This window comes from Streptomyces sp. NPDC007971, assembly GCF_042958635.1.
Lineage (GTDB): Bacteria > Actinomycetota > Actinomycetes > Streptomycetales > Streptomycetaceae > Streptomyces.
Window position 1 is genome coordinate 506,591 of sequence record NZ_JBIBJK010000003.1, and the last position, 20,638, is coordinate 527,228.

General features: G+C 72.4%; 21 protein-coding genes. 10 read left to right on the top strand and 11 right to left on the bottom strand.

Translation table 11 applies throughout. The features are described from left to right. Positions 1-41: 41 nt before the first annotated feature. From ACFZCP_RS09060 to ACFZCP_RS09075, 4 genes are all read right to left on the bottom strand, one after another. Complete coding sequence (locus ACFZCP_RS09060) at positions 42-392, bottom strand: UBP-type zinc finger domain-containing protein (RefSeq protein ID WP_362695801.1); 351 nt, start codon at positions 390-392, stop codon at positions 42-44. Continuing rightward, entirely contained in the window at positions 389-1,864 is a 1,476-nt protein-coding gene (locus ACFZCP_RS09065) for an ATP-binding protein (protein WP_391425435.1), read from the bottom strand. The genes ACFZCP_RS09060 and ACFZCP_RS09065 overlap by 4 nt, the downstream gene beginning before the upstream one ends. Further along, positions 1,861-3,540 carry an FAD-dependent oxidoreductase gene (locus ACFZCP_RS09070; protein WP_391425437.1) on the bottom strand — a complete coding sequence of 560 codons (1,680 nt, stop codon included), beginning with the start codon at positions 3,538-3,540 and terminating at the stop codon, positions 1,861-1,863. Before ACFZCP_RS09070 ends, ACFZCP_RS09065 begins: the two co-directional genes overlap by 4 nt. A 155-nt stretch (positions 3,541-3,695) precedes the next feature. Beyond that, positions 3,696-4,052, bottom strand: coding sequence for a VOC family protein (locus ACFZCP_RS09075; RefSeq protein WP_391425438.1), 357 nt, complete (start codon positions 4,050-4,052; stop codon positions 3,696-3,698). Between the two features lie 56 nt (positions 4,053-4,108). Between ACFZCP_RS09075 and ACFZCP_RS09080 the strand changes: the two genes are divergently transcribed. Further along, positions 4,109-4,975, top strand: a complete 867-nt coding sequence (locus ACFZCP_RS09080; RefSeq protein WP_391425440.1) for a universal stress protein — start codon at positions 4,109-4,111, stop codon at positions 4,973-4,975. Here ACFZCP_RS09080 and ACFZCP_RS09085 read toward each other — a convergent pair whose 3' ends face one another. Both ACFZCP_RS09085 and ACFZCP_RS09090 read right to left on the bottom strand, forming a co-directional pair. Then, positions 4,976-6,253 carry a DUF4032 domain-containing protein gene (locus ACFZCP_RS09085; protein ID WP_391425442.1) on the bottom strand — a complete coding sequence of 426 codons (1,278 nt, stop codon included), beginning with the start codon at positions 6,251-6,253 and terminating at the stop codon, positions 4,976-4,978. It abuts the gene before it with no gap. A 42-nt stretch (positions 6,254-6,295) separates the two neighbouring features. Then, the gene (locus tag ACFZCP_RS09090) at positions 6,296-6,925 is read right to left on the bottom strand and encodes an alpha-ketoglutarate-dependent dioxygenase AlkB (RefSeq protein ID WP_391425444.1); all 630 of its coding nucleotides are present in this window, start codon (positions 6,923-6,925) and stop codon (positions 6,296-6,298) included. 118 nt (positions 6,926-7,043) lie between these two features. Between ACFZCP_RS09090 and ACFZCP_RS09095 the strand changes: the two genes are divergently transcribed. Together ACFZCP_RS09095 and ACFZCP_RS09100 are read left to right on the top strand one after the other, a co-directional pair. Next, the gene (locus ACFZCP_RS09095; protein WP_362695815.1) at positions 7,044-7,670 is read left to right on the top strand and encodes a TetR/AcrR family transcriptional regulator; all 627 of its coding nucleotides are present in this window, start codon (positions 7,044-7,046) and stop codon (positions 7,668-7,670) included. Positions 7,671-7,705: 35 nt separating this feature from the next. Beyond that, positions 7,706-9,379 carry an FAD-binding dehydrogenase gene (locus ACFZCP_RS09100; protein WP_391425528.1) on the top strand — a complete coding sequence of 558 codons (1,674 nt, stop codon included), beginning with the start codon at positions 7,706-7,708 and terminating at the stop codon, positions 9,377-9,379. A 16-nt stretch (positions 9,380-9,395) separates the two neighbouring features. Here ACFZCP_RS09100 and ACFZCP_RS09105 read toward each other — a convergent pair whose 3' ends face one another. Continuing rightward, the gene (locus ACFZCP_RS09105) at positions 9,396-9,746 is read right to left on the bottom strand and encodes a DUF488 family protein (protein ID WP_391425446.1); all 351 of its coding nucleotides are present in this window, start codon (positions 9,744-9,746) and stop codon (positions 9,396-9,398) included. Positions 9,747-9,911: 165 nt separating this feature from the next. Here ACFZCP_RS09105 and ACFZCP_RS09110 point away from each other — a divergent pair, with 165 nt between their 5' ends. Genes ACFZCP_RS09110 through ACFZCP_RS09125 form a run of 4 tightly spaced genes read left to right on the top strand, consistent with a single transcriptional unit; the run spans position 9,912 to position 14,069 of the window. Next, complete coding sequence (locus ACFZCP_RS09110; RefSeq protein WP_391425448.1) at positions 9,912-11,333, top strand: M1 family aminopeptidase; 1,422 nt, start codon at positions 9,912-9,914, stop codon at positions 11,331-11,333. A 41-nt stretch (positions 11,334-11,374) separates the two neighbouring features. Beyond that, positions 11,375-11,524 (top strand): hypothetical protein, encoded by a 150-nt coding sequence (locus tag ACFZCP_RS09115; protein ID WP_391425450.1) that lies wholly within the window; start codon positions 11,375-11,377, stop codon positions 11,522-11,524. Positions 11,525-11,535: 11 nt separating this feature from the next. After that, positions 11,536-12,243, top strand: a complete 708-nt coding sequence (locus tag ACFZCP_RS09120) for a response regulator (RefSeq protein WP_391425452.1) — start codon at positions 11,536-11,538, stop codon at positions 12,241-12,243. Beyond that, positions 12,240-14,069, top strand: a complete 1,830-nt coding sequence (locus ACFZCP_RS09125; protein ID WP_391425454.1) for an ATP-binding protein — start codon at positions 12,240-12,242, stop codon at positions 14,067-14,069. The genes ACFZCP_RS09120 and ACFZCP_RS09125 overlap by 4 nt, the downstream gene beginning before the upstream one ends. A 21-nt stretch (positions 14,070-14,090) precedes the next feature. Here the strand turns inward: ACFZCP_RS09125 and ACFZCP_RS09130 are convergent, their stop codons facing one another. Both ACFZCP_RS09130 and ACFZCP_RS09135 read right to left on the bottom strand, forming a co-directional pair. Beyond that, positions 14,091-14,336, bottom strand: coding sequence for a WhiB family transcriptional regulator (locus ACFZCP_RS09130; RefSeq protein WP_391425456.1), 246 nt, complete (start codon positions 14,334-14,336; stop codon positions 14,091-14,093). A 95-nt stretch (positions 14,337-14,431) separates the two neighbouring features. Beyond that, on the bottom strand, positions 14,432-15,652 hold the full coding sequence (locus tag ACFZCP_RS09135; RefSeq protein ID WP_391425458.1) for a saccharopine dehydrogenase C-terminal domain-containing protein: 1,221 nt from the start codon (positions 15,650-15,652) through the stop codon (positions 14,432-14,434). A gap of 183 nt (positions 15,653-15,835) precedes the next feature. Between ACFZCP_RS09135 and ACFZCP_RS09140 the strand changes: the two genes are divergently transcribed. After that, positions 15,836-16,540 (top strand): TetR/AcrR family transcriptional regulator C-terminal domain-containing protein, encoded by a 705-nt coding sequence (locus ACFZCP_RS09140; protein WP_391425460.1) that lies wholly within the window; start codon positions 15,836-15,838, stop codon positions 16,538-16,540. A gap of 160 nt (positions 16,541-16,700) precedes the next feature. On the opposite strand, the gene ACFZCP_RS09145 is transcribed toward ACFZCP_RS09140, so the two are convergent. Then, entirely contained in the window at positions 16,701-17,585 is an 885-nt protein-coding gene (locus ACFZCP_RS09145; protein WP_391425462.1) for an ArgP/LysG family DNA-binding transcriptional regulator, read from the bottom strand. A gap of 66 nt (positions 17,586-17,651) precedes the next feature. Between ACFZCP_RS09145 and ACFZCP_RS09150 the strand changes: the two genes are divergently transcribed. Together ACFZCP_RS09150 and ACFZCP_RS09155 are read left to right on the top strand one after the other, a co-directional pair. Beyond that, positions 17,652-18,266, top strand: coding sequence for a LysE family transporter (locus ACFZCP_RS09150; RefSeq protein WP_391425464.1), 615 nt, complete (start codon positions 17,652-17,654; stop codon positions 18,264-18,266). Positions 18,267-18,349: 83 nt separating this feature from the next. After that, positions 18,350-19,648, top strand: a complete 1,299-nt coding sequence (locus tag ACFZCP_RS09155) for an MFS transporter (protein ID WP_391425466.1) — start codon at positions 18,350-18,352, stop codon at positions 19,646-19,648. A 140-nt stretch (positions 19,649-19,788) separates the two neighbouring features. Here ACFZCP_RS09155 and ACFZCP_RS09160 read toward each other — a convergent pair whose 3' ends face one another. Continuing rightward, positions 19,789-20,247: a cyclic nucleotide-binding domain-containing protein gene (locus ACFZCP_RS09160; RefSeq protein ID WP_361134768.1), complete on the bottom strand. Its 459-nt coding sequence runs from the start codon at positions 20,245-20,247 to the stop codon at positions 19,789-19,791. Positions 20,248-20,638: the final 391 nt, after the last annotated feature.

The window sequence follows — 20,638 nt, forward strand, 5'->3', positions numbered from 1 at the left end:
ACCGCGGCCTGCCGGCCGCGGGTGTGCCTCCCGTGGCCGCTTCAGCGCAGCGTCTGGGCCCAGTCGGCCGGCACCCGCCCGGCCGGGCCCGGCACCGGCTGGTCCTCGGGATGGCTGACCGGCGGCACGAGGTCGACCCCGGGGTCGTACACGTCGTTCGTGGTGTAGTTCCAGAACCAGCCCTCGCCCGGCTCGAAGCTGCGGATCACCGGATGCCCGGTGGCCCGGTAGTGGGCGGTGGCGTGCTTGGCGGGGGAGTCGTCGCAGCAGCCGATGTGCCCGCAGGCCGCGCACCGGCGCAGGTGGAACCACCAGCCGCCGCCCTCGTCGCACTCCACGCACCCGGTGCCGCTCGGTGGAACGTTCGGGTCGATCGCGGGATCGCCGCTCATGCTGCCTCCTCGGGGGTCGTCAGGGCGGCCGCCTCCTCCGGTGTCTCCGCGGTCAGCGGCAGCAGCACCTGGAAACGGGTGTCACCGGGCACCGATTCGACCTGCAGGGTGCCGTGGTGCTTGTTCACGACGATCCGCCACGAGATGTCCAGGCCCAAGCCGGTGCCCTCGCCGACCGGCTTGGTGGTGAAGAACGGATCGAAGATGCGGTCGCGGATCTCCGGCGGGATCCCGGGCCCGGTGTCCCGGAACTCCACCAGCACCCGCTCATGGTCCAGCGCGGTCCGCACGGTCAGCGTGCCGTCCCCGCCCGCGCTGTTCATGGCGGACACCGCGTTGTCGACGAGGTTGGTCCACACCTGGTTCAGCTCCGCCGGATAGCCGGGGACCTGCGGGAGCGTACGGTCGTACTCCTTGACCACCTGGATGCGCCCACCGATCTTCCCGGCGAGCATCAGCAGCGTGCTGTCGAGGAGTTCGTGCACGTCCACCACGCGGTAGGGCGCCCGGTCCAGCTGCGAGTACTGCTTGGCCGCGTCGACGAGGTGGGAGATACGGGTCGTGGAGTCCTCGATCTCGGTCATCAGCAGCTCGGTCTCGACGGTGTAGTTGAGCCAGCCGACCGCGCCGGGCAGGATCTCCTCGCCCACGGCCGCCGCGACCTGCTCCAGCCAGTCGACGTCCAGACCCGCCTGCACGAAGGTGGGCGCCAGCTGCCAGCCGTAGTCGATGCCGTGGTCCTCCAGCCAGTCCGTGAGGGTGTCCTCCCGGTCGGAGGTCTCCAGCGGGCTGAGTACCGGCGCCTTGGCGACCCGCTCGGCGGTGCGCTCCTGGATCTCGATCAGACTCGCCAACTGGTCCCGGGTGAACGGGCCTTCGGCGATCACGGCGAGCTTGTGCCGCATCTTCGCGATCCGCTCGCGCAGGGTCGACGTGGCCCGCACCGCGGCCGCTGCCGGGTTGTTCAGCTCGTGCGTGAGCCCGGCGGACAACGAGCCGAGCGCCAGCAGCCGCTCCCGCTGCCCGACGGCGGCCTGGATGCTCTTCGAACCGAAGAAGAGGCCCTCCAGCAGGTGCACGGCCATCGGGAACCACTCGCTCATGACGGCCGCGAAGGTGTCCGCGGGAAGCACGAAGAACCGCGTCGGCTCCGTCACCCGCATCGAGTTGTTGTACACCTGCCGCACCCGGTCCCCGATGTACGCCTGCATGGCGCCCGAGTACACCCCGCGCTGCGAGCTGCGGATGACCTCCACGTCGTCCTCGCCGACGCGCCGCGAGAGCACGACCGTGCCCTCGATCATCACGAAGAAGCAGGTGGCCGGTTCGCCCTCGGTGTACACCGGACCGGGCTGGAACAGCTCCACCCGGCCCTCGCAGCACAGCCGCCCCAGCTGCTCGGGCGACAGCTTCTCGAAGAGGAACAGCGACCTGATCTCCGCGGGGCTGCACGGCATCGGCTGCCCGCTCATGACTGCTCCAGATACCGGTGGACGAGCATGACGGCCATGGCTCCCTCTCCGACGGCGGACGCGACCCGCTTGGCGGACTCGGCGCGCGCGTCGCCCGCCACGAACACGCCGGGAATGCTGGTCTCCAGGTGGTACGGCGGCCGGTCCAGCTCCCAGCCGGCCGGCGGACGCCCGTCGGCGGTCAGGTCGGGACCCGCCAGGATGAAGCCGCGCCCGTCGCGCAGCACCGTGTCGCCCAGCCAGTCGGTGAGCGGGGCCGCGCCGATGAACACGAACATCCACTGGGCGTCGACCTGTTCGCTGTCGCCGTTCTCCAGCTGACGCAGCGTCAGACTCTCCAGGCGGTCCGAACCGTGCGCGGCGTCGACCACCGTCCGGCTGCGCACGGAGATGTTCGCCGCCTCGTTGATCTGCTGGATCAGGTAGTACGACATCGACGCCGACAGATCGGCGCCGCGCACCAGCAGCGTCACCGACTTGGCGAACCTGGACAGGTACATCGCCGCCTGACCCGCCGAGTTGGCACCGCCGACGATGTACACGTCGTGCCCCTGGCAGGCGGCCGCCTCCGTCAGCGCCGAGCCGTAGAAGACCCCGCAGCCCGTCAGGTCGGTGCAGCCCTGCGCCTCCAGCTGCCGGTACTGCACACCGGTCGCCAGAATGACACTGTGCGCCGCGATCGCCGAGCCGTCCGCGAACCGCACGACGCGCGCCGCCCCGTTGACCTCCAGCCCCGTCACCTCGCGCGCGGTCAGGATCTCGGCCCCGAACCTGGCCGCCTGGCGCCGCGCCCGGTCGGTGAGCTGGGCTCCCGAGACGCCGTCGGGGAAGCCGAGGTAGTTCTCTATCCGGGAGCTCTGCCCGGCCTGCCCGCCGGTCGCCGAACGCTCCACGAGAACGGTCCGCAGGCCCTCGGAGGCGCCGTACACGGCCGCGCCGAGCCCGGCCGGACCGCCGCCGATCACGACGAGGTCGTAGAAGTCGGCCGTCGGCGTCGTCGCCAGACCCACCCGTGCGGCCAGCTCCGGGGCCTCCGGCTCGACCAGGGCCGTGCCGTCCGGGGTGATCACCAGCGGCAACCGCTGCCCGTCCTCCTGCCCGGCCGCGGCCAGCAGCCGCTGCCCCTCCGGCTCCTCGACGGAGTACCAGCGGTAGGGCACCTGGTTGCGGGCGAGGAACTCGCGCACGTCGGACGACCGCGCCGACCAGCGGTGCCCGACGACCTTGGTGCTGGGCACGGGCTTGTAGTCGCTGTGCCGCCACGCCTCCAGCAGGTCGTCCAGCACCGGATAGAGCTTCTCCTCCGGCGGGTCCCACGGCTTGAGCAGATAGTGGTCGAGGTCGACGACGTTGATCGCGTCGATGGCCGCGTTGGTGTCCGCGTAGGCGGTGAGCAGCACGCGCCGCGCCCCGGGATACACGTCGAGCGCCTGCTCCAGGAACTCGATGCCGTTCATCTGCGGCATCCGGTAGTCGGCCAGGATCACGGCCACCAGCTCGCCGCGGAGCTTCAGCTCGCGCAGCGCCCCGAGCGCGGACTCCCCGGACTCCGCGCGCACGATCCGGTACGACTCGCCGTAGCGCCGCCTGAGGTCACGAGCGACGGCGCGGGACACCCCCGGGTCGTCGTCCACGGTCAGGATGACGGTCCGCGCTGTCTCGGCGGCCTGTGCCATGCCTCTCCCACCCCGAGCGGTCGGCTCCACGGGACGGTGTCGCTGGGCCCACCGCACCGGCTCCCGCCCATCGTATGTTCGATCGCCGGGGTTCGCTCCGGGATAAGGCACCGACGGCGATCCAAGCCGGACGCGAGCGCGCGGACGCGGCGGTCTCAGGGGCGACGGTCACCCAGCACACAGAACTCGTTGCCCTCGGGATCCACGAGCACCACCCACGTCTGCTCGTCCTGCCCGACGTCCGCGTACCGGGCCCCGAGGGCCAGCAGCCGGGCCACCTCGGCAGCCTGGTCCTCGGGCCGGAAGTCGAGGTGCAGCCGGTTCTTGACCGACTTCTTCTCGGGCACCCGGGCGAAGAGCAGTCCCGGCAACCGGTCCACGGCGGGGCGGATCTCGTACTCGTCGTCGGCGTCGTCGTCGACCGCCACCCACCCGAGCGCCTCGGCCCACCAGCGGCCGAGGGCCACCGGATCATCCGCGTCGACGTTCACCTGTTCCCATTCCAGTGCCATGCCCGCAGCGTACGGAAGACTGGCCCCGCAGACCGGGAGAACGAGGAGGCCCACGCATGACACGCCCGATCACGGCAGGGGTGGACGGTAGCGAGGAGAGTCTGGCCGCGCTGGACTGGGCCGGCCGGGAGGCCGTCCGCAGGGGGCTGCCGCTGCGGGTCGTGCACGTGTGGCGCTACGCCGACTCGCTCGCCACCGCCGACCGGGACACGCAGCACGCCTGGGTGTCCCACGCGGTGGCGGACGCCGTGCGCAGCGTCTCGGAGCGCCACCCCGGGCTGGCCGTGAGCACGGACGTGCGGGAGGGCGCAGCCGCGGCGGAGCTGGCCGAGGCGGCCGCGCAGGCCGAGATGCTGGTGCTCGGCTCTCACGGGCACGGCGCCGTGGTCGGGTTCCTGATGGGTTCCGTCGGACAGCAGGTGATCGCCGAGACGACCCGGCCCGTGGTCCTGGTCCGCGCCGGCGACCGGCCGGCGGCGGAGGCGGGCGGGCGGGACGTCCTGGTCGGCCAGCACGGCGGCCCCGACGACAGCGCGGAGGTCCTGCGCTTCGCGTTCGAGACGGCGGCCGCCCGCGGCGCCACGGTCCGGGTGGTACGGGCCTGGACGCTGCCGCCGGTGTTCGCCTACAGCCCCGGCTCGCTCAAGCTCCTGGACGACGCCGGCGGTCTGGAGCCGTTCGAGAAGAAGGCCCTGGCGAAGGCGGTGCAGCCGTGGCGGGAGCGCTTCCCGGACGTGCCCGTGACCGAGCACGTCGAGATGGGGAGCGCGGGGCAGGTGCTGCTCGCGACGGCCGGGAGCGCCCAGTTGCTGGTCGTCGGCCGGCGGGCCCGCCGCGCGGCCGTGGGACCCCGCATCGGGTCGGTGGCGCACGGCGTGCTGCACCATGCCGCCTGCCCGGTGGCGGTCGTCCCGCACGCGTGACTAGTCGGTGGGTGTCGTCGGCTCCAGGGTCGCGCGAGCCTTGGGCAGGACGTTTGTGATGTAGTCCGTGACGGCGGTGTCCAGGCCTATGTCGTGCTGGGCCCGCTCGGACAGGTACCAGCGGTGTTCCAGCAGTTCGTGGTAGATCTCGGCCGGGTCCATGGAGCCGCGCAGCTCCACCGGGACCGCGCGCACGGTGGGCCGGAACACGTCCCGCACCCAGCGGTGGGCGAGTACCTCGGGGCGGGCGGCAGGGGGCTGCCCGCCGGTCGGGCGCAGCCGGGAGCCCGGGGGAAGGTCGCCGGGCGTGTGGTCGTCCTGGGTGGCCATCCAGCTCTCCAGGTCGCTCAGCAGCCGCCGGGCCTGGTTCTCCTCGGTGTCGAGGCCGGTCAGGCGCAGCAGCTGGCGCTGGTGGTGTCCGGCGTCGACGACCTTGGGAACGAAGGTGACCGTGTCGCCGCCCGGGGAGTGCTGGATCTGCATCTCGGCCACGTCGAAGCCGAGTTCGTTGAGGCGGCGTATCCGGCGCTCCATGTAGTGGTACTTGCCCGCCGGGTACACCGAGGTGCGGGTCAGTTCCTGCCACAGACCGTCGTAGCGGGTGCAGATCTCGTGGCCGAACTCGACGGGGTCGACGGACGGGTGCAGCGCGCCCGAGGCCTCCAGGTCCAGCAGTTCGCCGCTGATGTTCACCCGGGCCAGGTCGAGGTCGTACTCCCGCTGCCCGGGGCTGAGCCGGGGGTGCAGGTCGCCGGTCTCGGCGTCCACCAGGTACGCGGCGAAGGCGCCCGCGTCCCGCCGGAACAGGGTGTTGGACAGTGAGCAGTCGCCCCACGCGAACCCGGCCAGATGCAGCCGCACCAGCAGCACGGCGAGGGCGTCCATCAGGCGGTGCATGGTCGCCGGGCGCATCGTGGTCTCGAACATCGAGCGGTACGGCATGGAGCCGCGCAGATGCCGGGTGATCAGCACCGGCTCCAGCGGGGCGCCGGTGCTGTCGGTGCGGCCGGTGACCACCGCGAGCGGGTCGACGGCGGGGATGCCGAGGCGGTCCAGGTCGCGCAGCAGCCCGTACTCGCGCAGCGCGGGCCGTTCGGCCAGCTCCTTGACGGCGATCACCTCGGTGCCGGCGCGCGCGTAGCGCACGACGTGCCGTGAGATGCCCCTCGGGAGCGGTACGAGGCACTCCTGCGGCCACTCCTCCAGGGGAACGTCCCAGGGCAGTGCGAGCAGGAGCGCGGGGTGCTCCGGGTTCGTGGCGCTGATCTGCAAGGCCATGGGACGAACCCTAAGGCCCGCAGGACGCGGTCCCGGAGGGGTTCACTGCACGCCGTGCGGCCGGAACTGGATGCTGATGCGCGGGCCGATCGCGCGGGCGGTCTTGGGGACGCAGTGCTCCCAGGTGCGCTGGCAGGAGCCGCCCATCACGACGAGGTCGCCGTGCCCGAGCGGGTGCCTCACCGCCGTGCCGCCGCCCTGCGCCGGCCGCAGCAGCAGGTCCCGGGGCGCGCCGACGGAGAGGATCGCCACCATCGTGTCCTCGCGGGCGCCCCGTCCGATCCGGTCGCCGTGCCAGGCGACGCTGTCCCGGCCGTCGCGGTAGAAGCACAGCCCGGCGGTGGTGAACGGCTCGCCCAGCTCCGCGGCGTAGTGCGCGGACAGAGCCGTGCGGGCCTCGTCGAGGACGGGGTGCGGGAGCGGGTCGTGGGCCGCGTAGAAGGCGAGCAGACGCGGTACCGCGACCACGTTGTCGTACATCTTGCGGCGCTCGGCCCGCCACGGGACCTCGGCCGCCAGCTGTTCGAACAGGGCGTCGGCGCCGCTCAGCCAGCCCGGGAGCACGTCGATCCAGGCGCCGAGGCCGAGTTCGGTCCGGTGCAGCCCGTCGAGGCGGGCGAGCCGCAGCTCGTCGGTCTGGTCGAACAGGGAGCCCTGGAGGTGCGTGGCCATGCGCCCAGCGTACTCCTTAATCGAAAATACGTTCCCATGACTGGCCCGGGGTCGGGTATGGCTCTTTCGATACATCGATGTATCGGATACATTCCTGTATCGAACGGAGGTCCAGGCGATGACGACGCAGGACTCGGCCCGGCGGGTCACCAGACGGCGGGTCCGGACACGGGCCAACCTGCTCGACGCCGCCTTCGCGGTGTTCGCCGCCAAGGGCTTCGGCCGGGTCTCCATCGAGGAGATCTGCGAGGCCGCCGGCTATAGCCGGGGCGCCTTCTACTCCAACTTCGCCACCCTCGACGAGCTGTTCTTCGCCCTGTACCGGGAACGCGCCGACCTCATCGCCTCCCAGGTGGCCGACGCCCTCGCCCAGGACGGTCCGGACCTCGACGTGCCCGCCTCCGTGGACCGGGTCACCGAGGTCCTGCTGCTCGACGTGGACTGGCTGCTGGTGAAGACCGACTTCCTGGTCCACGCGGCCCGCGATCCGGCCGTCGCCCAGGCCCTCCTCGACCACCGTGCCCGGCTGCGAGAGGCCATCGCCGACCGGCTCTCCAAGGCCCGGGGCCACACCGCGCTGCCCGCGGTCCTCGGCGACGTCGACGGCGCCGCCCGCGCGGTGGTCGCGGCCTACGACGGCGTCACCACCCAGCTGCTGCTGGACAGGGACGGCGACGCCGCCCGCGGCTGGCTCAAGCAACTGCTCACCGCCCTGCTGACCGACGGCAGCGGCACCCCCGAATGAGTCGCAGACGGAAGGACACAGACGCCATGGCCGCCATGGACGCGGACGTCATCGTCGTCGGAGCGGGCCTCGCCGGCCTGGTCGCGGCGCACGAACTCACCAGCCGGGGCCGGCGCGTCGCCCTGGTCGACCAGGAGAACGCCGCCAACCTCGGCGGGCAGGCGTTCTGGTCCTTCGGAGGGCTCTTCCTCGTCGACTCGCCCGAGCAGCGCCGCCTCGGCATCAAGGACTCCTTCGCCCTCGCCTGGAACGACTGGCGCGGCAGCGCGCAGTTCGACCGGCTGGAGGACGAGGACTCCTGGGCGGTGCGCTGGGCCCGCGCCTACGTCGAGTTCGCCGCCGGTGAGAAGCGGTCCTGGCTGGAGGGGCACGGCATCACCCTGCTGCCGACCGTCGGCTGGGCCGAGCGCGGTGACCTCAGGGCGGACGGGCACGGCAACTCGGTGCCCCGCTTCCACATCGCCTGGGGTACCGGCACCGGTGTCGTCGAACCCTTCGTCCGCTACGCCCGGCAGGCCGCCCGGGACGGGTTGCTCACCTTCTACCACCGCCACCGCGTGGACGAGCTGGTCATCGAGAGCGGCGCGGCGCGCGGGGTGCGCGGCACCGTCCTCGCCGACGACGACGCACCGCGCGGCGTCGCCTCCAACCGCGAGCGCATCGGCGACTTCGAACTCACCGCCCAGGCCGTCGTCGTCACCACCGGCGGCATCGGCGCCGACCACGACATCGTGCGCCGCTACTGGCCCGAGCGACTCGGCACACCCCCCGCCGAGATGGTCACCGGAGTCCCCGCCTACGTCGACGGCCGCATGCTCGACATCAGCGCCGGGGCGGGCGTGCGCCTGGTCAACCGCGACCGGATGTGGCACTACACCGAGGGCCTGCAGAACTGGGACCCCGTCTGGCCCGGCCACGGCATCCGCATCCTGCCCGGCCCGTCCTCCGTCTGGCTCGACGCCCTCGGCCGCCGCCTGCCCGACCCCTGCCTGCCCGGCTACGACACCCTGGGCACCCTCAAGTACCTGCGTACCACCGAGGACATCGCCGGACACGACCACTCCTGGTTCGTGCTCACCCGGAAGATCATCGAGAAGGAGTTCGCGCTCTCCGGCTCCGAGCAGAACCCGGACATCACGGCCAAGGACCGGAGGGCCGTGCTGCGCGACCGGCTCCTCGGCAAGGGCGCCCCCGCACCCGTGCAGGCCTTCCTCCACAAGGGCGCGGACTTCGTCACCGCGAACACCCTGGAACAGCTGGTCGAGAAGATGAACGGCCTGACCGGCAAGTCCCTGCTGGACGCGGCGGAGGTACGCCGCCAGATCGAGGCCCGCGACCTGCAGATCGCCAACCCGTACAGCAAGGACTCCCAGGTCCAGGGCATGCGCAACGCCCGGCGCTACATCGGCGACCGGCTCGGCCGCGTCGCCGCCCCGCACCGCATCCTCGACCCGGCCGCCGGCCCCCTGATCGGCGTCCGGCTGCACGTCCTGACCCGCAAGACCCTCGGCGGCATCCAGACCGACCTCGACTCCCGCGCCCTCGGCACCGACGGCACGCCCGTCGACGGGCTGTACGCCGCCGGTGAGGTCGCCGGGTTCGGCGGCGGCGGCGTCCACGGCTACAACGCCCTGGAGGGCACCTTCCTCGGAGGCTGCCTGTTCTCGGGCCGCGCGGCGGGCCGGGCGGCGGCGCAGCAGACCGGCTGAACCGGTTCTGCCGCACTCAGTCCTGCAGCAGCTCCGCCAGCACCGTGGCATGGTTCTGCTCCGGCTTCTTGGAGGCCGTCAGCAGCGTGACCGGCCCCTTGCGGACCGACTCCCTGAGGCCGTCGAGCAGTTCGGCGGCCTCGGGAGCGGCGAGCTCCGCCTCGTAGCGGCGCCGGAACTCCTCGTAGGAGCCCTCGTCGCCGTGGAACCAGCGGCGCAGCTCCGTCGACGGCGTGAGGCCCTTGGGCCACTCGTCGACCAGCGCCGCCTCCTTGGCGAGCCCTCGCGGCCAGAGGCGGTCCACCAGAACCCGCAGGCCGTCGTCGGGCTCGGACGGGTCGTAGATCCGGCGTACACGCACGCTCACGGCGGAGCCCTTCTCGGGTTGCGGACGGTCCCGCGAGCGTACTGCGGCGGCTTCGGACCGCCGGGGGGCGACGCGGCGTGACTTGACCAGAATGAGGGGGAAACCGGCGTGCCGGCGCGCCTAGTCTGTGGGCCGATCGATCACCCGCCACCCCGAGGAGCGCTTGTGACGACCCCCCGCCGGCAGGCCGTAAGACGCACCGCAGTACTCCGCCGCGAGGCGGTGCTCGCCACCGTCCCCGTCGCCGTCGCGGCGCTGCTCGGCGCCGCCGCACCGGCGGCAGGCACGGCCGGCGCGGCCGGGGCAGGCGACCCCTACTTCCCGCTCAGCGGCAACGGCGGCTACCACGTGAGCCACTACGGACTGACGCTCCGCTACGACACCGCCTCCCGGCACCTGGACGGCAGTGCGGTCCTCACCGCCCGCGCCACCCAGCGGCTCAGCCGTTTCGACCTCGACCTCAACGGACTGAAGGTCACCGGCGTCACCGTCGACCGCACCGCCGCCGGCTTCCGCCGCAGCGGCCAGGAACTCGTCGTCACCCCGCGCCACGCCCTGCGCAAGGACCGGAACTTCCGCATCACGGTCTCCTACCACGGCACCCCGAAGCCGGTCACCGACCCGGACGGCTCCGCCGACGGCTGGATACCCACCGACGACGGGGCGTTCGTCGCGGGCGAGCCACAGGGCGCGATGACCTGGTTCCCGGCCAACAGCCACCCCAGGGACAAGTCGTCCTACGACTTCACCATCACGGTCCCCCAGGGGCGCACGGCCGTCGCCAACGGCGTCCTGCGCGGGCAGCACACCGCGCACGGCCTCACCACCTTCCGCTGGCACCAGGCCGAACCCATGGCCGCCTACCTGGCGACCGCCACCGTCGGCACCTTCAAGGTGCAGCAGTACACCACCGGCGACGGCATCCGGGTCTACAACGCCGTCGACCCCCGGGAGGCACACGCGTCCGCACCGGTGCTGAAGAAGCTGCCCTCGGTCCTCGCCTGGGAGAGCAAGCTCTTCGGGCCCTACCCCTTCCGCGCCGCCGGCTCGATCGTCGACCACGCCCCGGACGTCGGTTACGCCCTGGAGACCCAGAGCCGGCCCGTCTACGACTCGGCGCCCGACATCAGCACCCTCGTCCACGAGAGCGCCCACCAGTGGTTCGGCGACTCCGTCTCGCTGACCGCCTGGAAGGACATCTGGCTCAACGAGGGCTTCGCGACCTACGCCGAGTGGCTCTACAGCGAGCAGCACGGCGGTGACAGCACCCAGAAGACCTTCGACCACCTCTACGCCCGCCCGGCGACCGACGGCTTGTGGGCCTACCCGGCCGGCGATCCGGGCAGCGGCAAGAACCTCTTCGGCACACCCGTCTACGCCCGCGGCGCCATGGCGCTGCACGAGCTGCGCAAGGCCGTCGGAGACCGGAACTTCTTCCGGATCCTGCACGCCTGGGCGGCCGCGCACCGCGCCGGGCACGGGACGACGGCCCAGTTCGTGAGGCTCGCGGAGCGCGAGTCCGGGAAGAACCTGGACGGACTGTTCCACACCTGGCTCTACACCAAGGGCAAGCCGAAGAACGCCTGAACCCTGACGAGTTCCACACAAGTGTCGGCGATGGTCGACGCGTGATCCGTCGCAGAACCGCCGTCGCTCTCCTCGCCTCCCCGCCGCTGCTCACCGGCGGCGGCGGAGCCGAGGGCGAACCCCTCGCCGGATCCTTCGACCACGTCGTCGCCACGGGGTACGGCGCCCGGCGCGCCGGCCGAGCAGCCTAGGATCCGAACTCGTGTGCGCACATGTGCTGGTCGCCGAGGACGACGAGAAGCAGGCCGAACTCATCCGCCGCACCCTGCTGGCGGAGGGACACACCGCCACGGTGGTGCACGACGGCGCGGCCGCCATCGACGCCGCCCGGCGCCTGAGACCCGACCTGGTCGTGCTCGACCTGATGCTCCCCGTGATCGACGGCTTTGGCGTGTGCCGGGTGCTGCGCCAAGAGGCCGAGGACCCCGGCATCCCCGTGGTCATGCTCACCGCCCGCGCCACCGAGGACGATGTGCTGCTCGGCCTGGAACTGGGCGCCGACGACTACATGACCAAGCCGTACAGCCCGCGCGAGCTGATGGCCCGCATCCGCACGGTCCTCAGACGCGGCGGGCGCGGCGCGAGCCTGAGGGACGACGACCCCCTCGTACGCGCCGCGGGGATCAGCGTCGACCCGGTCCGGCACGAGGTGCGCTGCGACGGGACGCCGGTCGACTGCACCCCGGCCGAGTTCCAGATCCTGCTCGCCATGGCCGCGGAGCCGGACCGGGTCTTCTCCCGGCGGCAACTGCTGCAGTGCACCCGCGGCTTCGACCGTGCCTCCACCGAGCGGGCCGTCGACGTGCACATCATGAACCTGCGCCGGAAGGTCGAGGCCGACCCACGGCGGCCGGTCCGCCTCGTGACCGTGTTCGGCGTCGGTTACAAGCTGAGCGGGGCACGGCCGTGAAGCGCCGGATACCGCTGCGCAAACGGCTGCTCGTCCGGCTGCTGTCCGTCTCGGCGCTCATCGCCGTCTGCTCGGTCGCCGCCACCGCCTGGCTCGCGGTGACGACCACCACCAGCGCCCTCAAGGAGGAACAGGGCCAGGACCTCGCCGCCGACAACAGCATCCTGGCCCGGCTCAGCGGTTACGCGGCCACCCACCCCGACTGGTCGGACGTCCGGCGCACCGTCCGCGACCTGGCCCACGAGACCGGCCGGCGGATCGCCCTCACCAGCGCCGACCGCTCCCTGGTCGCCGACTCCGCGCCGCGCGGCACCCCGCTGCCGCCCCGGCCCGCCGCCGCCGTCGACCCCCTGCGCACCGACACCTACACCGAGACCGGGGCCCAGCTCAGCGGCATCGACCCGCGCGTGGTCGGCCCGTACCGGGTCACGGCCGAGGAACGGGACCGGCTGGACGCGCTCGCCGCCAAGCGCAGGGCGTGCTACGAGCGGTTCGGTGTCGACGCCACCGTGGCACGGACCCCGAGTGGACGCCCCGTGCTCAGGAGCCCGGAGGGCACCGACACCTCCTACGCCGCCCAGAGCTGCGCGGACGGAGAGCTGAACATCCCCACCCCGACCGAAGAGCGGGCCCTGACCGACCTCGCGGGGCTGGCCCGCCCCTGCCTGAAGCGGGCGGGCATCGACTTCGGCGGCCCGCTGTACCTCACCTTCGACCCCAGCGGAAAGGATCCCCTGGGCGCCGGCTATCTGCTCAAGTACGCGAAGACACGCAACGTCAAGGCTGCCGGGCAGGCCGAGCAGCTCTGTGTGCTGGGCGCCCGCCGCACCCAGCTGGAGCCCTATGTCGCCCCGGTGGCCGAGCTGTTCCTCGGCATCGGGGACCAGAACCCCTCCCGCTTCGACATGTCCGCCGCCAACAAGGCCAAGGTGATCGGCGCGGCCGGGCTGGTCCTCGCCGTCACCGTCGCCGTGACCGCCGTAGTCGCCGTGCGGCTGGTACGGCCCCTGCGCGCGCTGACCGCGGCCGCGCAGCAACCGCCCGAACTGCATGTACGGGTACCGGTGACCACCCGGGACGAGACCGGCATCCTCGCCGAGGCGTTCAACGACCTGACCGAGCGCCGCGAGCGCCTGGAGGCCCAGCGCAAGGCCATGGTCAGCGACATCGCCCACGAACTGCGCAGCCCGCTCACCAACATCCGGGGGTGGCTGGAGGTCGTGCGCGACGGCGTCGTCGACCCCGATCCCGCCCTGCTCGCCTCGCTGCACGAGGAGTCGCTGGTGCTCCAGCGGATCATCGACGACCTGCAGGACCTCGCGGCCGCCGACGCGGGCACCCTGCGCCTGCACCGCGAACCGGTCCCGGCCGGCGACCTGTTCGGGCAGGTCGCCGCCGCACACCGGGTGGCCGCCGACGCCGCCGGCGTCGCCCTGGTCACCGAGGCCGACGACACGGCCTGGCTGGAGGCCGACCCGGTGCGGATGCGACAGGCCCTCGGGAACCTGGTCTCCAACGCGCTGCGCCACACACCCGCCGACGGCACGGTCACCCTCACCGCCCGCTGCGACGGCGACGAGGTCGTCCTCAGCGTCGCCGACACCGGCACGGGCATCGCGTCCGAGGACCTGCCGCACGTCTTCGACCGGTTCTGGCGCGCCGAGAGGTCCCGCAGCCGCCGCACCGGCGGCAGCGGCCTCGGCCTGCCGATCGTCCGCCACCTCGTCGCGGCCCACGGCGGCACGGCCGAGGTGACGAGCGAGCCCGGCGAAGGCGCGGTGTTCACCCTGCGGCTGCCCGTGGCGGCACCGCCGGCGGAGGGATGAGCAGCGGCGCCCTGCGCACGATCAGGGGCGCCGCACACCCCCGCGCCGGTGCAGCGCACGGCGTTCCGACTCCGTCGTACCGCCCCAGATGCCGACCGGCTGGCCTGTTCCCAACGCCCAGTCCAGGCACTGCTCCCGGACGCGGCAGCATGCGCACACGGCCTTGGCGCGCTGCGTCTGCACCGTCGCGGGTCCGGTCGTGCCGATCGGGAAGAAGAGGTCGGGGTCCGCGTGGCGGCACGCGGCCAGGTCTCGCCAGTTGCCCATGGAAGTCACCTGCGATCGATGTCGTCCGCGCCCTTGCATCTGTGTAACGCGAGTTCGGGTCACCGTCGAGCCGACCGCCAAACAACGGTATCCGGTCACTGCTCGCGCAGGCCCCACGGGGAGCCGTACGCGGTCAGCAGATCGAGGAACGGACCGGCGGGAAACGCCTCCGGGCCCAGGACGCCCGCACCCGACCAGGCACCGGTGGCAAGGAGTTCGAGGGCGACGACCGGGTTGACCGCCGTCTGCCACACCACCGCCTGGCAGCCGTATTCGGCCATGGACCACTCGTTGTCGACCACGTGATACAGGTAGACCTCGCGCGGCTCCCCGTCCTTGGTGCCGCGCACCCAGGTGCCCGCGCACGTCTTGCCCCGCATGCGCTCGCCCAGCGTCGCCGGGTCCGGCAGGCACGCGGCGACCACGTCCCGCGGCGAGACGGCGACCGGCCCGTCCGCGCCGGGGACGGTCACCGGCGTGGTGCGGTCCAGGCCCAGCAGGTGCAGCGTCTTCAGCGTCTCGATGAACTCACGGCCCAGGCCGTACTTGAAGGTGACACGTTGCGCGCCGACCCAGCGCGGCACCAGCAGCACCTCCTCGTGCTCGACGTTCACGCACTCCACCGGCCCGATGCCCTCGGGGAAGTCGAACACCTCCGGCTCGCTGAACGGGGGCGTGGTGAACCAGCCGCGCCCCTCCTCGTACACGACCGGCGGGTTCAGGCACTCCTCGATGGTGGTCCAGATGTTGAAGGACGGCGCGAAGTCGTGGCCGTCGACGGTGAGGTCGGCGCCGTCGCGGATGCCGATCTCCTCGATGGTGTCGAAGAGTTCGTCGGCCGCGTACCGCGCGAACACGTCCGACAGCCCGGGCTCCACGCCCATGCCCACCAGGGCGAGCGCACCCGCCTTCTCCCACTCGCCGGCCAGCGCGAACTGCTCGTCGCCCAGCTTGGTGCCGCACTCCTCGTACGGCCGCTCGGGGTGCGGCCTGGACAGCGACATCGCCATGTCCACGTACGTCGCACCGGCCGCGTGTGCCGCCCGGAACAGCGGCATCACGAAGCGCGGGTCGGTGGCGTTGAGCAGGACGTCGCAGCCGTGGCGGGCGAGCAGTCCCGCCACGGCGGACTCGTCGCCCGCGTCGACGCGCTCGGCGCAGAACCGCGCCCCGTCGTCGCCGAGCGCCGCGACGGCCGCCTCGGCCCGTGCGGGGTCGTAGTCGGCGACCACCATCAGGTCGAAGAACGGACGCCGGGCCGCGATCCGGGTGACGGCGGTGCCGACACCGCCGGCACCCACGAGCAGTACACGCATGACGGAAAACTCCCTGACTGAAGGGACTGAAGGGACTGAAGGGACTGAAGGGACTGAAGGGAAACGGGACGAGAACGTGGCAGGCGCGCCTTGGCCGGAATCCAACGCCGCGGCATGGCATAAGGTCAATGGTGTTGGCATAAGGCCGCAGAGCAGAGACGATGACGACGCACAGGAGGCGACGTGCCCAAGGCCGTGGTGCCCGAGGAGAAGCGCCGCAGGCGCCGCCCCACCCGCAGCGGCACCGTGCTCTCCGAGCGGCTCATCGTCGAGACCGCGCTGCGCCTGCTGCGCGAGCACGGCAGCGCCGGGCTCAGTGCGCGCCGCCTGGGTCTCGCCCTGGACTGCGATCCCAGCACGCTGTACCGGTACTTCCGCGGCATGGACGACCTCACCCTGGCCATCGGGGACGCGCTCATCGGGCAGGCACTGGCGGGCTGGGAGCCGACGGGACGGTGGCGGGAGGATCTCCGCGCGATCGGGCTGCGCATCCACGCCGCGTACGTCGCCCACCCGCAGGCTGCGCTGCTGACCGCCAACCGGGTCACCGGCCGCTCCCAGGAGCTGGCCGCCGACGAGGTGGTCCTGGACGTGCTGCGCACGGCCGGGTTCTCGCTGCAGGACACGGTCCGCGTCTATCACGCGTTCATCGACCAGACACTGGCCTTCGCCGCCCTCGACTCGGCGTCCCTGACCCTGCCGACCGCCTCCCAGCGGGCCGACGAGGACAAATGGCACTCGACCTACGCCCGCCTGCCGCGCGCCAGCCACCCCCGCATCGCGGAGGCGGCCCCGCTGCTGGCGGGCCGCATGGTCACCAGCGCCTACCCGACCGCTCTGGAGATGCTCCTCGACAGCGCCGCCGGGAGTCTGCAGGCGTCGGGATGACGGCCGGAGGGGGCGGCGGGGTGTCGCCTGAGGAGTCCCGTAGCCGAGGAGTCCAGTAGCAGAGGAGCCGAGGGGTGGGCTGCGGGGAGCGGCGACGGCGGTCATCGATCGCGGGTGGGTGACCGCGGACCGTGACCGCGGGCCGGGTATGCGGCCCGCCCTATTGCCGCAGTGCCCGCGCCGCCGTCGCCGACACCGCTTCGGCCAGTGCCGCCAGGGCGGGGGAATCGAGCTTCCACTGCTGCCAGTGCAGCGTGACGTCCGACCACTCCTGCGGATCGAGGAGCGCGAGGCGGCCCGCGCGCAGCAGCGGTCCGGCCTGGAATTCCGGGACCATGCCCCAGCCGAGGCCCGCCGCGACCGCGTCCGCGAAGCCTTCGGAGGTGGGCACGTGGTGCCGGAGGGGGCTCGCGGCCCCGCGGCCCAGCCGTCGTACGAAGCCGTCCTGGAAGTCGTCCTTGCGGTCGAAGACCACCACCGGCGCCTCGGGCAGCACCTGCGGCAGGGGCCCGTTCAGATGCCTGCGGGCGAACTCGGGCGCGGCCACCGGCAGGTACCGCATCCGGCCGAGTGCACGCACAGAGCAGCCCGGCACCGGGTCGGGGGAGGAGGTCACGGCGGCCATCACCAGGCCCTCGCGCAGCAGGGCCGCCGTGTGGTCCTCGTCCTCCCGGTGCAGTTCGTAGCAGAGCCCGGGCACTCGGGTGAGCGCCCCGAGGAACCAGGTCGCCAGTGAGTCCGCGTTCACCGCGACCGACATCCGCGTCGGCTCGCCGGCCCCGCTCATTCCCAGCTCGCCCCGCGCGTCGCGCTCCAGCCGGGCCAGCTGCCGGGCGAACCGCACCAGCACCTCGCCGGACTCCGTCGGTCGCACCGGCTTGGTGCGCTGGAGCAGGACCCGGCCCGTGCGCTGCTCCAGCGCCTTGACCCGCTGGCTGACCGCCGACGGCGTCACGTGCAGGGCCACGGCCGCCGCGTCGAAGGTGCCCTCGTCCACCACGGCGAGCAGCGTCCGCACCTGCTCCAGGGGAAGCTCCGTCATCACGAGCGCTAAGGATACGTAAGAATCTTTAGCTGGACCTGCACTGATCGCTTCCCTAGCGTCGAGGGCATGAACCACGCCCTGACCGCCGCGGCCGCCGGATTCGGCACCGGGCTCTCCCTGATCGTCGCCATCGGTGCCCAGAACGCCTTCGTCCTCCGTCAGGGGGTGCGCCGGCACGCCGTCCTCGCCGTGGTCGGCATCTGCGCGCTGTCCGACGCGCTGCTCATCGCGCTGGGCGTCGGCGGGGTCGGCGCCGTGGTGGTGGCCTGGCCGGGCGCGGTGCGCGCGGTCGGGCTCGTCGGCGGCGCGTTCCTGCTGGGCTACGGCGCCCTCGCCGCCCGGCGGGTGCTCAGGCCCGGCACCGGCCTGCGCACGGAGGGCGAGTCGGCGGGCTCACGGCGGCGGGCGGTGCTGACATGTCTCGCGATGACCTGGCTCAACCCGCACGTCTACCTGGACACGGTGTTCCTGCTCGGTTCCCTGGCCGCCGACCGTGGCCCGCTGCGCTGGACCTTCGGCCTCGGTGCCGCCCTCGCCAGTCTGTGCTGGTTCGCGGCCCTCGGGTTCGGTGCCAGGCTGCTGGGCCGCCTCCTCGCCAGTCCCGCCGCCTGGCGGGTCCTGGACGGCCTGGTCGCGGTCACCATGCTGGCGCTGGGGGTCATGCTCATGGCCGGTTCCTGAGCATATCCATTCGGCATGTACATGGATTCCTGAGATGGTTAGGCTCGCGAAGCGAAAAGATGTAACGAGCAACCAGGACACCCGTGGACACGAGCGAGAGCAGCACCACCGAACCCCACGCCGCGACGGACGTGGCGCCACTGCCCCGGCGCGGCTGGCGGCGCTGGGCGATGGACACCCGCCCCCTGCGCATCCCCGCCTACCGGCGGCTGTGGACGTCGACCATCGTCACCTCCGTTGGCAGCCAGCTCACCGCCGTGGCCGTTCCCAAACAGATCTACGACCTCACCCACTCCTCGGCCTGGGTCGGCTACGCGAGCCTCGCCGGTCTCGTCCCCATGGTGGTGTTCGCGCTGTGGGGCGGGGCGGTGGCCGACACGGTGGACCGGCGCAAGCTGCTGCTGGTCACCAACATCGGCATCGCCGTGACCTCGCTGCTGTTCTGGGCGCAGGCCGCCACCGGCCTGGACTCGGTCCTCGTCCTGATCGTGCTCCTCGCGGTGCAGCAGGCGTTCTTCGGCTTCAACTCCCCGGCCCGCACCGCCTCCATCGCCCGCCTCGTCCCGGCCGGGGAACTGCCGGCGGCCAACGCGCTCGGCTCGACCGTGATGCAGACCGGCCTGGTCGCGGGTCCGCTGCTGGCGGGTGTGCTGATCCCGGTGATCGGGCTGCCCGAGCTGTACCTGATCGACGCGCTGGCCCTGTGCGTCACCGTGTGGGCGGTGTTCCGGCTGCCCGCGCTGCCGCCGCTGGGCGAGGGGCCGGCCCGACGGGCGGGCCTGCGCGAGATAGCGGCAGGGTTCCGCTACATCTCCGGGCACAAGGTGCTGCTGCTGTCCTTCCTCGCCGACATCGTCGCCATGGTCCTCGGCATGCCCCGCGCCCTGTTCCCGCAGCTGGCCGCCCAGACCTTCGCCTCCTGGGGAGAGGGGCTCGCGCTCGGTGTGCTGTTCGCCGGCATCCCGGTCGGCGCGGTGCTCGGCGGGCTGTTCTCCGGCGCGTTCTCGCGGGCCCGGCGGCACGGCTGGATGGTCATCGGTGCGGTGGTCGGCTGGGGCGTGGCCATCGCCGGGTTCGGGCTGAGCGGCAACCTCTGGGTGGCCGTGGCCTTCCTCGCCGCAGCGGGCGTCGCCGACATGATCTCCATGGTGTTCCGCGGTGCCATCCTGCTCTCCGCCGCGACCGACGAGATGCGCGGCCGGATGCAGGGCGTGTTCACCGTGGTCGTCGCGGGCGGCCCGCGCCTGGCCGACGTGCTGCACGGTACGGCGGGATCCGCGTTCGGACCCCGGGCCGCCGTGGCGGGCGGCGGCGCACTGGTCGTCGTGGTGATGCTGGCCCTGGCCGCCGCGATCCCGGCGCTGCGCCGCTACCGGATCTGACGGTCCGCGGAGGCCCCTGACGGTCCCCCGGAGGGCTCTTACCTTCCGGAGGGGCGCTGACGGTCCGGACGGGGCCCGGCGGTCCGGACGGGGCCCGGGGGTCCAACGGGGGGCAGGCGGTCCAGAGGGGCGCTGCCGCTCTAAAGAGGGCCGCTGCGGCGCCGGCTCGTGTACTGGTCCATCAGCTTGCCGCGGGTGGTCTCCAGGCGGCTGGCGAGGATCTCGGCGACCGTCCGTACCAGCGACAGCCCGAGCAGCGGGTCCTCCACGCACAGCGCGAGCACCGAGGGCCCGTCGAACTCGTAGGCCCGTACGTTGCTGAAGGCCACCGCGCCGAAGTCCCACTCGTAGGGCGGGAACAGCCAGGACCAGCCGAGCATGTCGCCCGCGCCGAGCGTGGCGACGGTGACCCTTTGCCGGGAGGTGACCTGCGTGTCCAGGTGGACCGCGCCCGAGCGGATCACCCAGAAGCGGTCGGCGGTGCCGCCCGCCTCGAAGATGCGGCTGTCCTCCGGGAAGGAGATCTCCTTGGCCAGCTCCATCAGCCGCTCGCGCTGTGTCTGCGGGAGGGCGGTCAGCAGTTTTATCGCTTTGGTCATGGCGCGGGACTCCTCGCCGGCAGCGGGTCGGGTGTTTTCCCCAAGCCCATTTCAGCCGCTGCCACCGTCGCGAGCACCTCGAAGGACGCGGATCGGTGCCGTCGGGCCCGTTCGGAGACGGAAAGAAGCCCTGGCTGGACGGGGGAGGCCAGCCAGGGCCGTTCGCGATGGTGAGGGGGGACGGTTCCGGTCGACCCCGTCACCACGTATGTGAACGGTAAACCATCTGGAGTGGATTCGCCCAACCAGGACCGGGGCGGGTGACCGGTTTCACTCCGGCTCCCGCCAGGGCGGATTCCGCGGCACCCCGAGCGGCGTTTGGCGCCGAGGAGGCCGGGCAGGCGGACTGTCGTGCTTCGGACCGGAGGCGCGCGCCCCGCGGGAACCGTAC

Excerpts from the sequence above, each read along its gene's own strand:
- ACFZCP_RS09060 (WP_362695801.1), bottom strand. The coding sequence starts at position 392 with ATGAGCGGCGATCCCGCGATCGACCCGAACGTTCCACCGAGCGGCACC.
- ACFZCP_RS09130 (WP_391425456.1), bottom strand. The coding sequence starts at position 14,336 with ATGGGCAACTGGCGAGACCTGGCCGCGTGCCGCCACGCGGACCCCGAC.
- ACFZCP_RS09150 (WP_391425464.1), top strand. The coding sequence starts at position 17,652 with ATGAACCACGCCCTGACCGCCGCGGCCGCCGGATTCGGCACCGGGCTC.
- ACFZCP_RS09100 (WP_391425528.1), top strand. The coding sequence starts at position 7,706 with ATGGACGCGGACGTCATCGTCGTCGGAGCGGGCCTCGCCGGCCTGGTC.
- ACFZCP_RS09070 (WP_391425437.1), bottom strand. The coding sequence starts at position 3,540 with ATGGCACAGGCCGCCGAGACAGCGCGGACCGTCATCCTGACCGTGGAC.
- ACFZCP_RS09090 (WP_391425444.1), bottom strand. The coding sequence starts at position 6,925 with ATGGCCACGCACCTCCAGGGCTCCCTGTTCGACCAGACCGACGAGCTG.
- ACFZCP_RS09095 (WP_362695815.1), top strand. The coding sequence starts at position 7,044 with ATGACGACGCAGGACTCGGCCCGGCGGGTCACCAGACGGCGGGTCCGG.
- ACFZCP_RS09075 (WP_391425438.1), bottom strand. The coding sequence starts at position 4,052 with ATGGCACTGGAATGGGAACAGGTGAACGTCGACGCGGATGATCCGGTG.
- ACFZCP_RS09065 (WP_391425435.1), bottom strand. The coding sequence starts at position 1,864 with ATGAGCGGGCAGCCGATGCCGTGCAGCCCCGCGGAGATCAGGTCGCTG.
- ACFZCP_RS09085 (WP_391425442.1), bottom strand. The coding sequence starts at position 6,253 with ATGGCCTTGCAGATCAGCGCCACGAACCCGGAGCACCCCGCGCTCCTG.
- ACFZCP_RS09160 (WP_361134768.1), bottom strand. The coding sequence starts at position 20,247 with ATGACCAAAGCGATAAAACTGCTGACCGCCCTCCCGCAGACACAGCGC.
- ACFZCP_RS09135 (WP_391425458.1), bottom strand. The coding sequence starts at position 15,652 with ATGCGTGTACTGCTCGTGGGTGCCGGCGGTGTCGGCACCGCCGTCACC.
- ACFZCP_RS09080 (WP_391425440.1), top strand. The coding sequence starts at position 4,109 with ATGACACGCCCGATCACGGCAGGGGTGGACGGTAGCGAGGAGAGTCTG.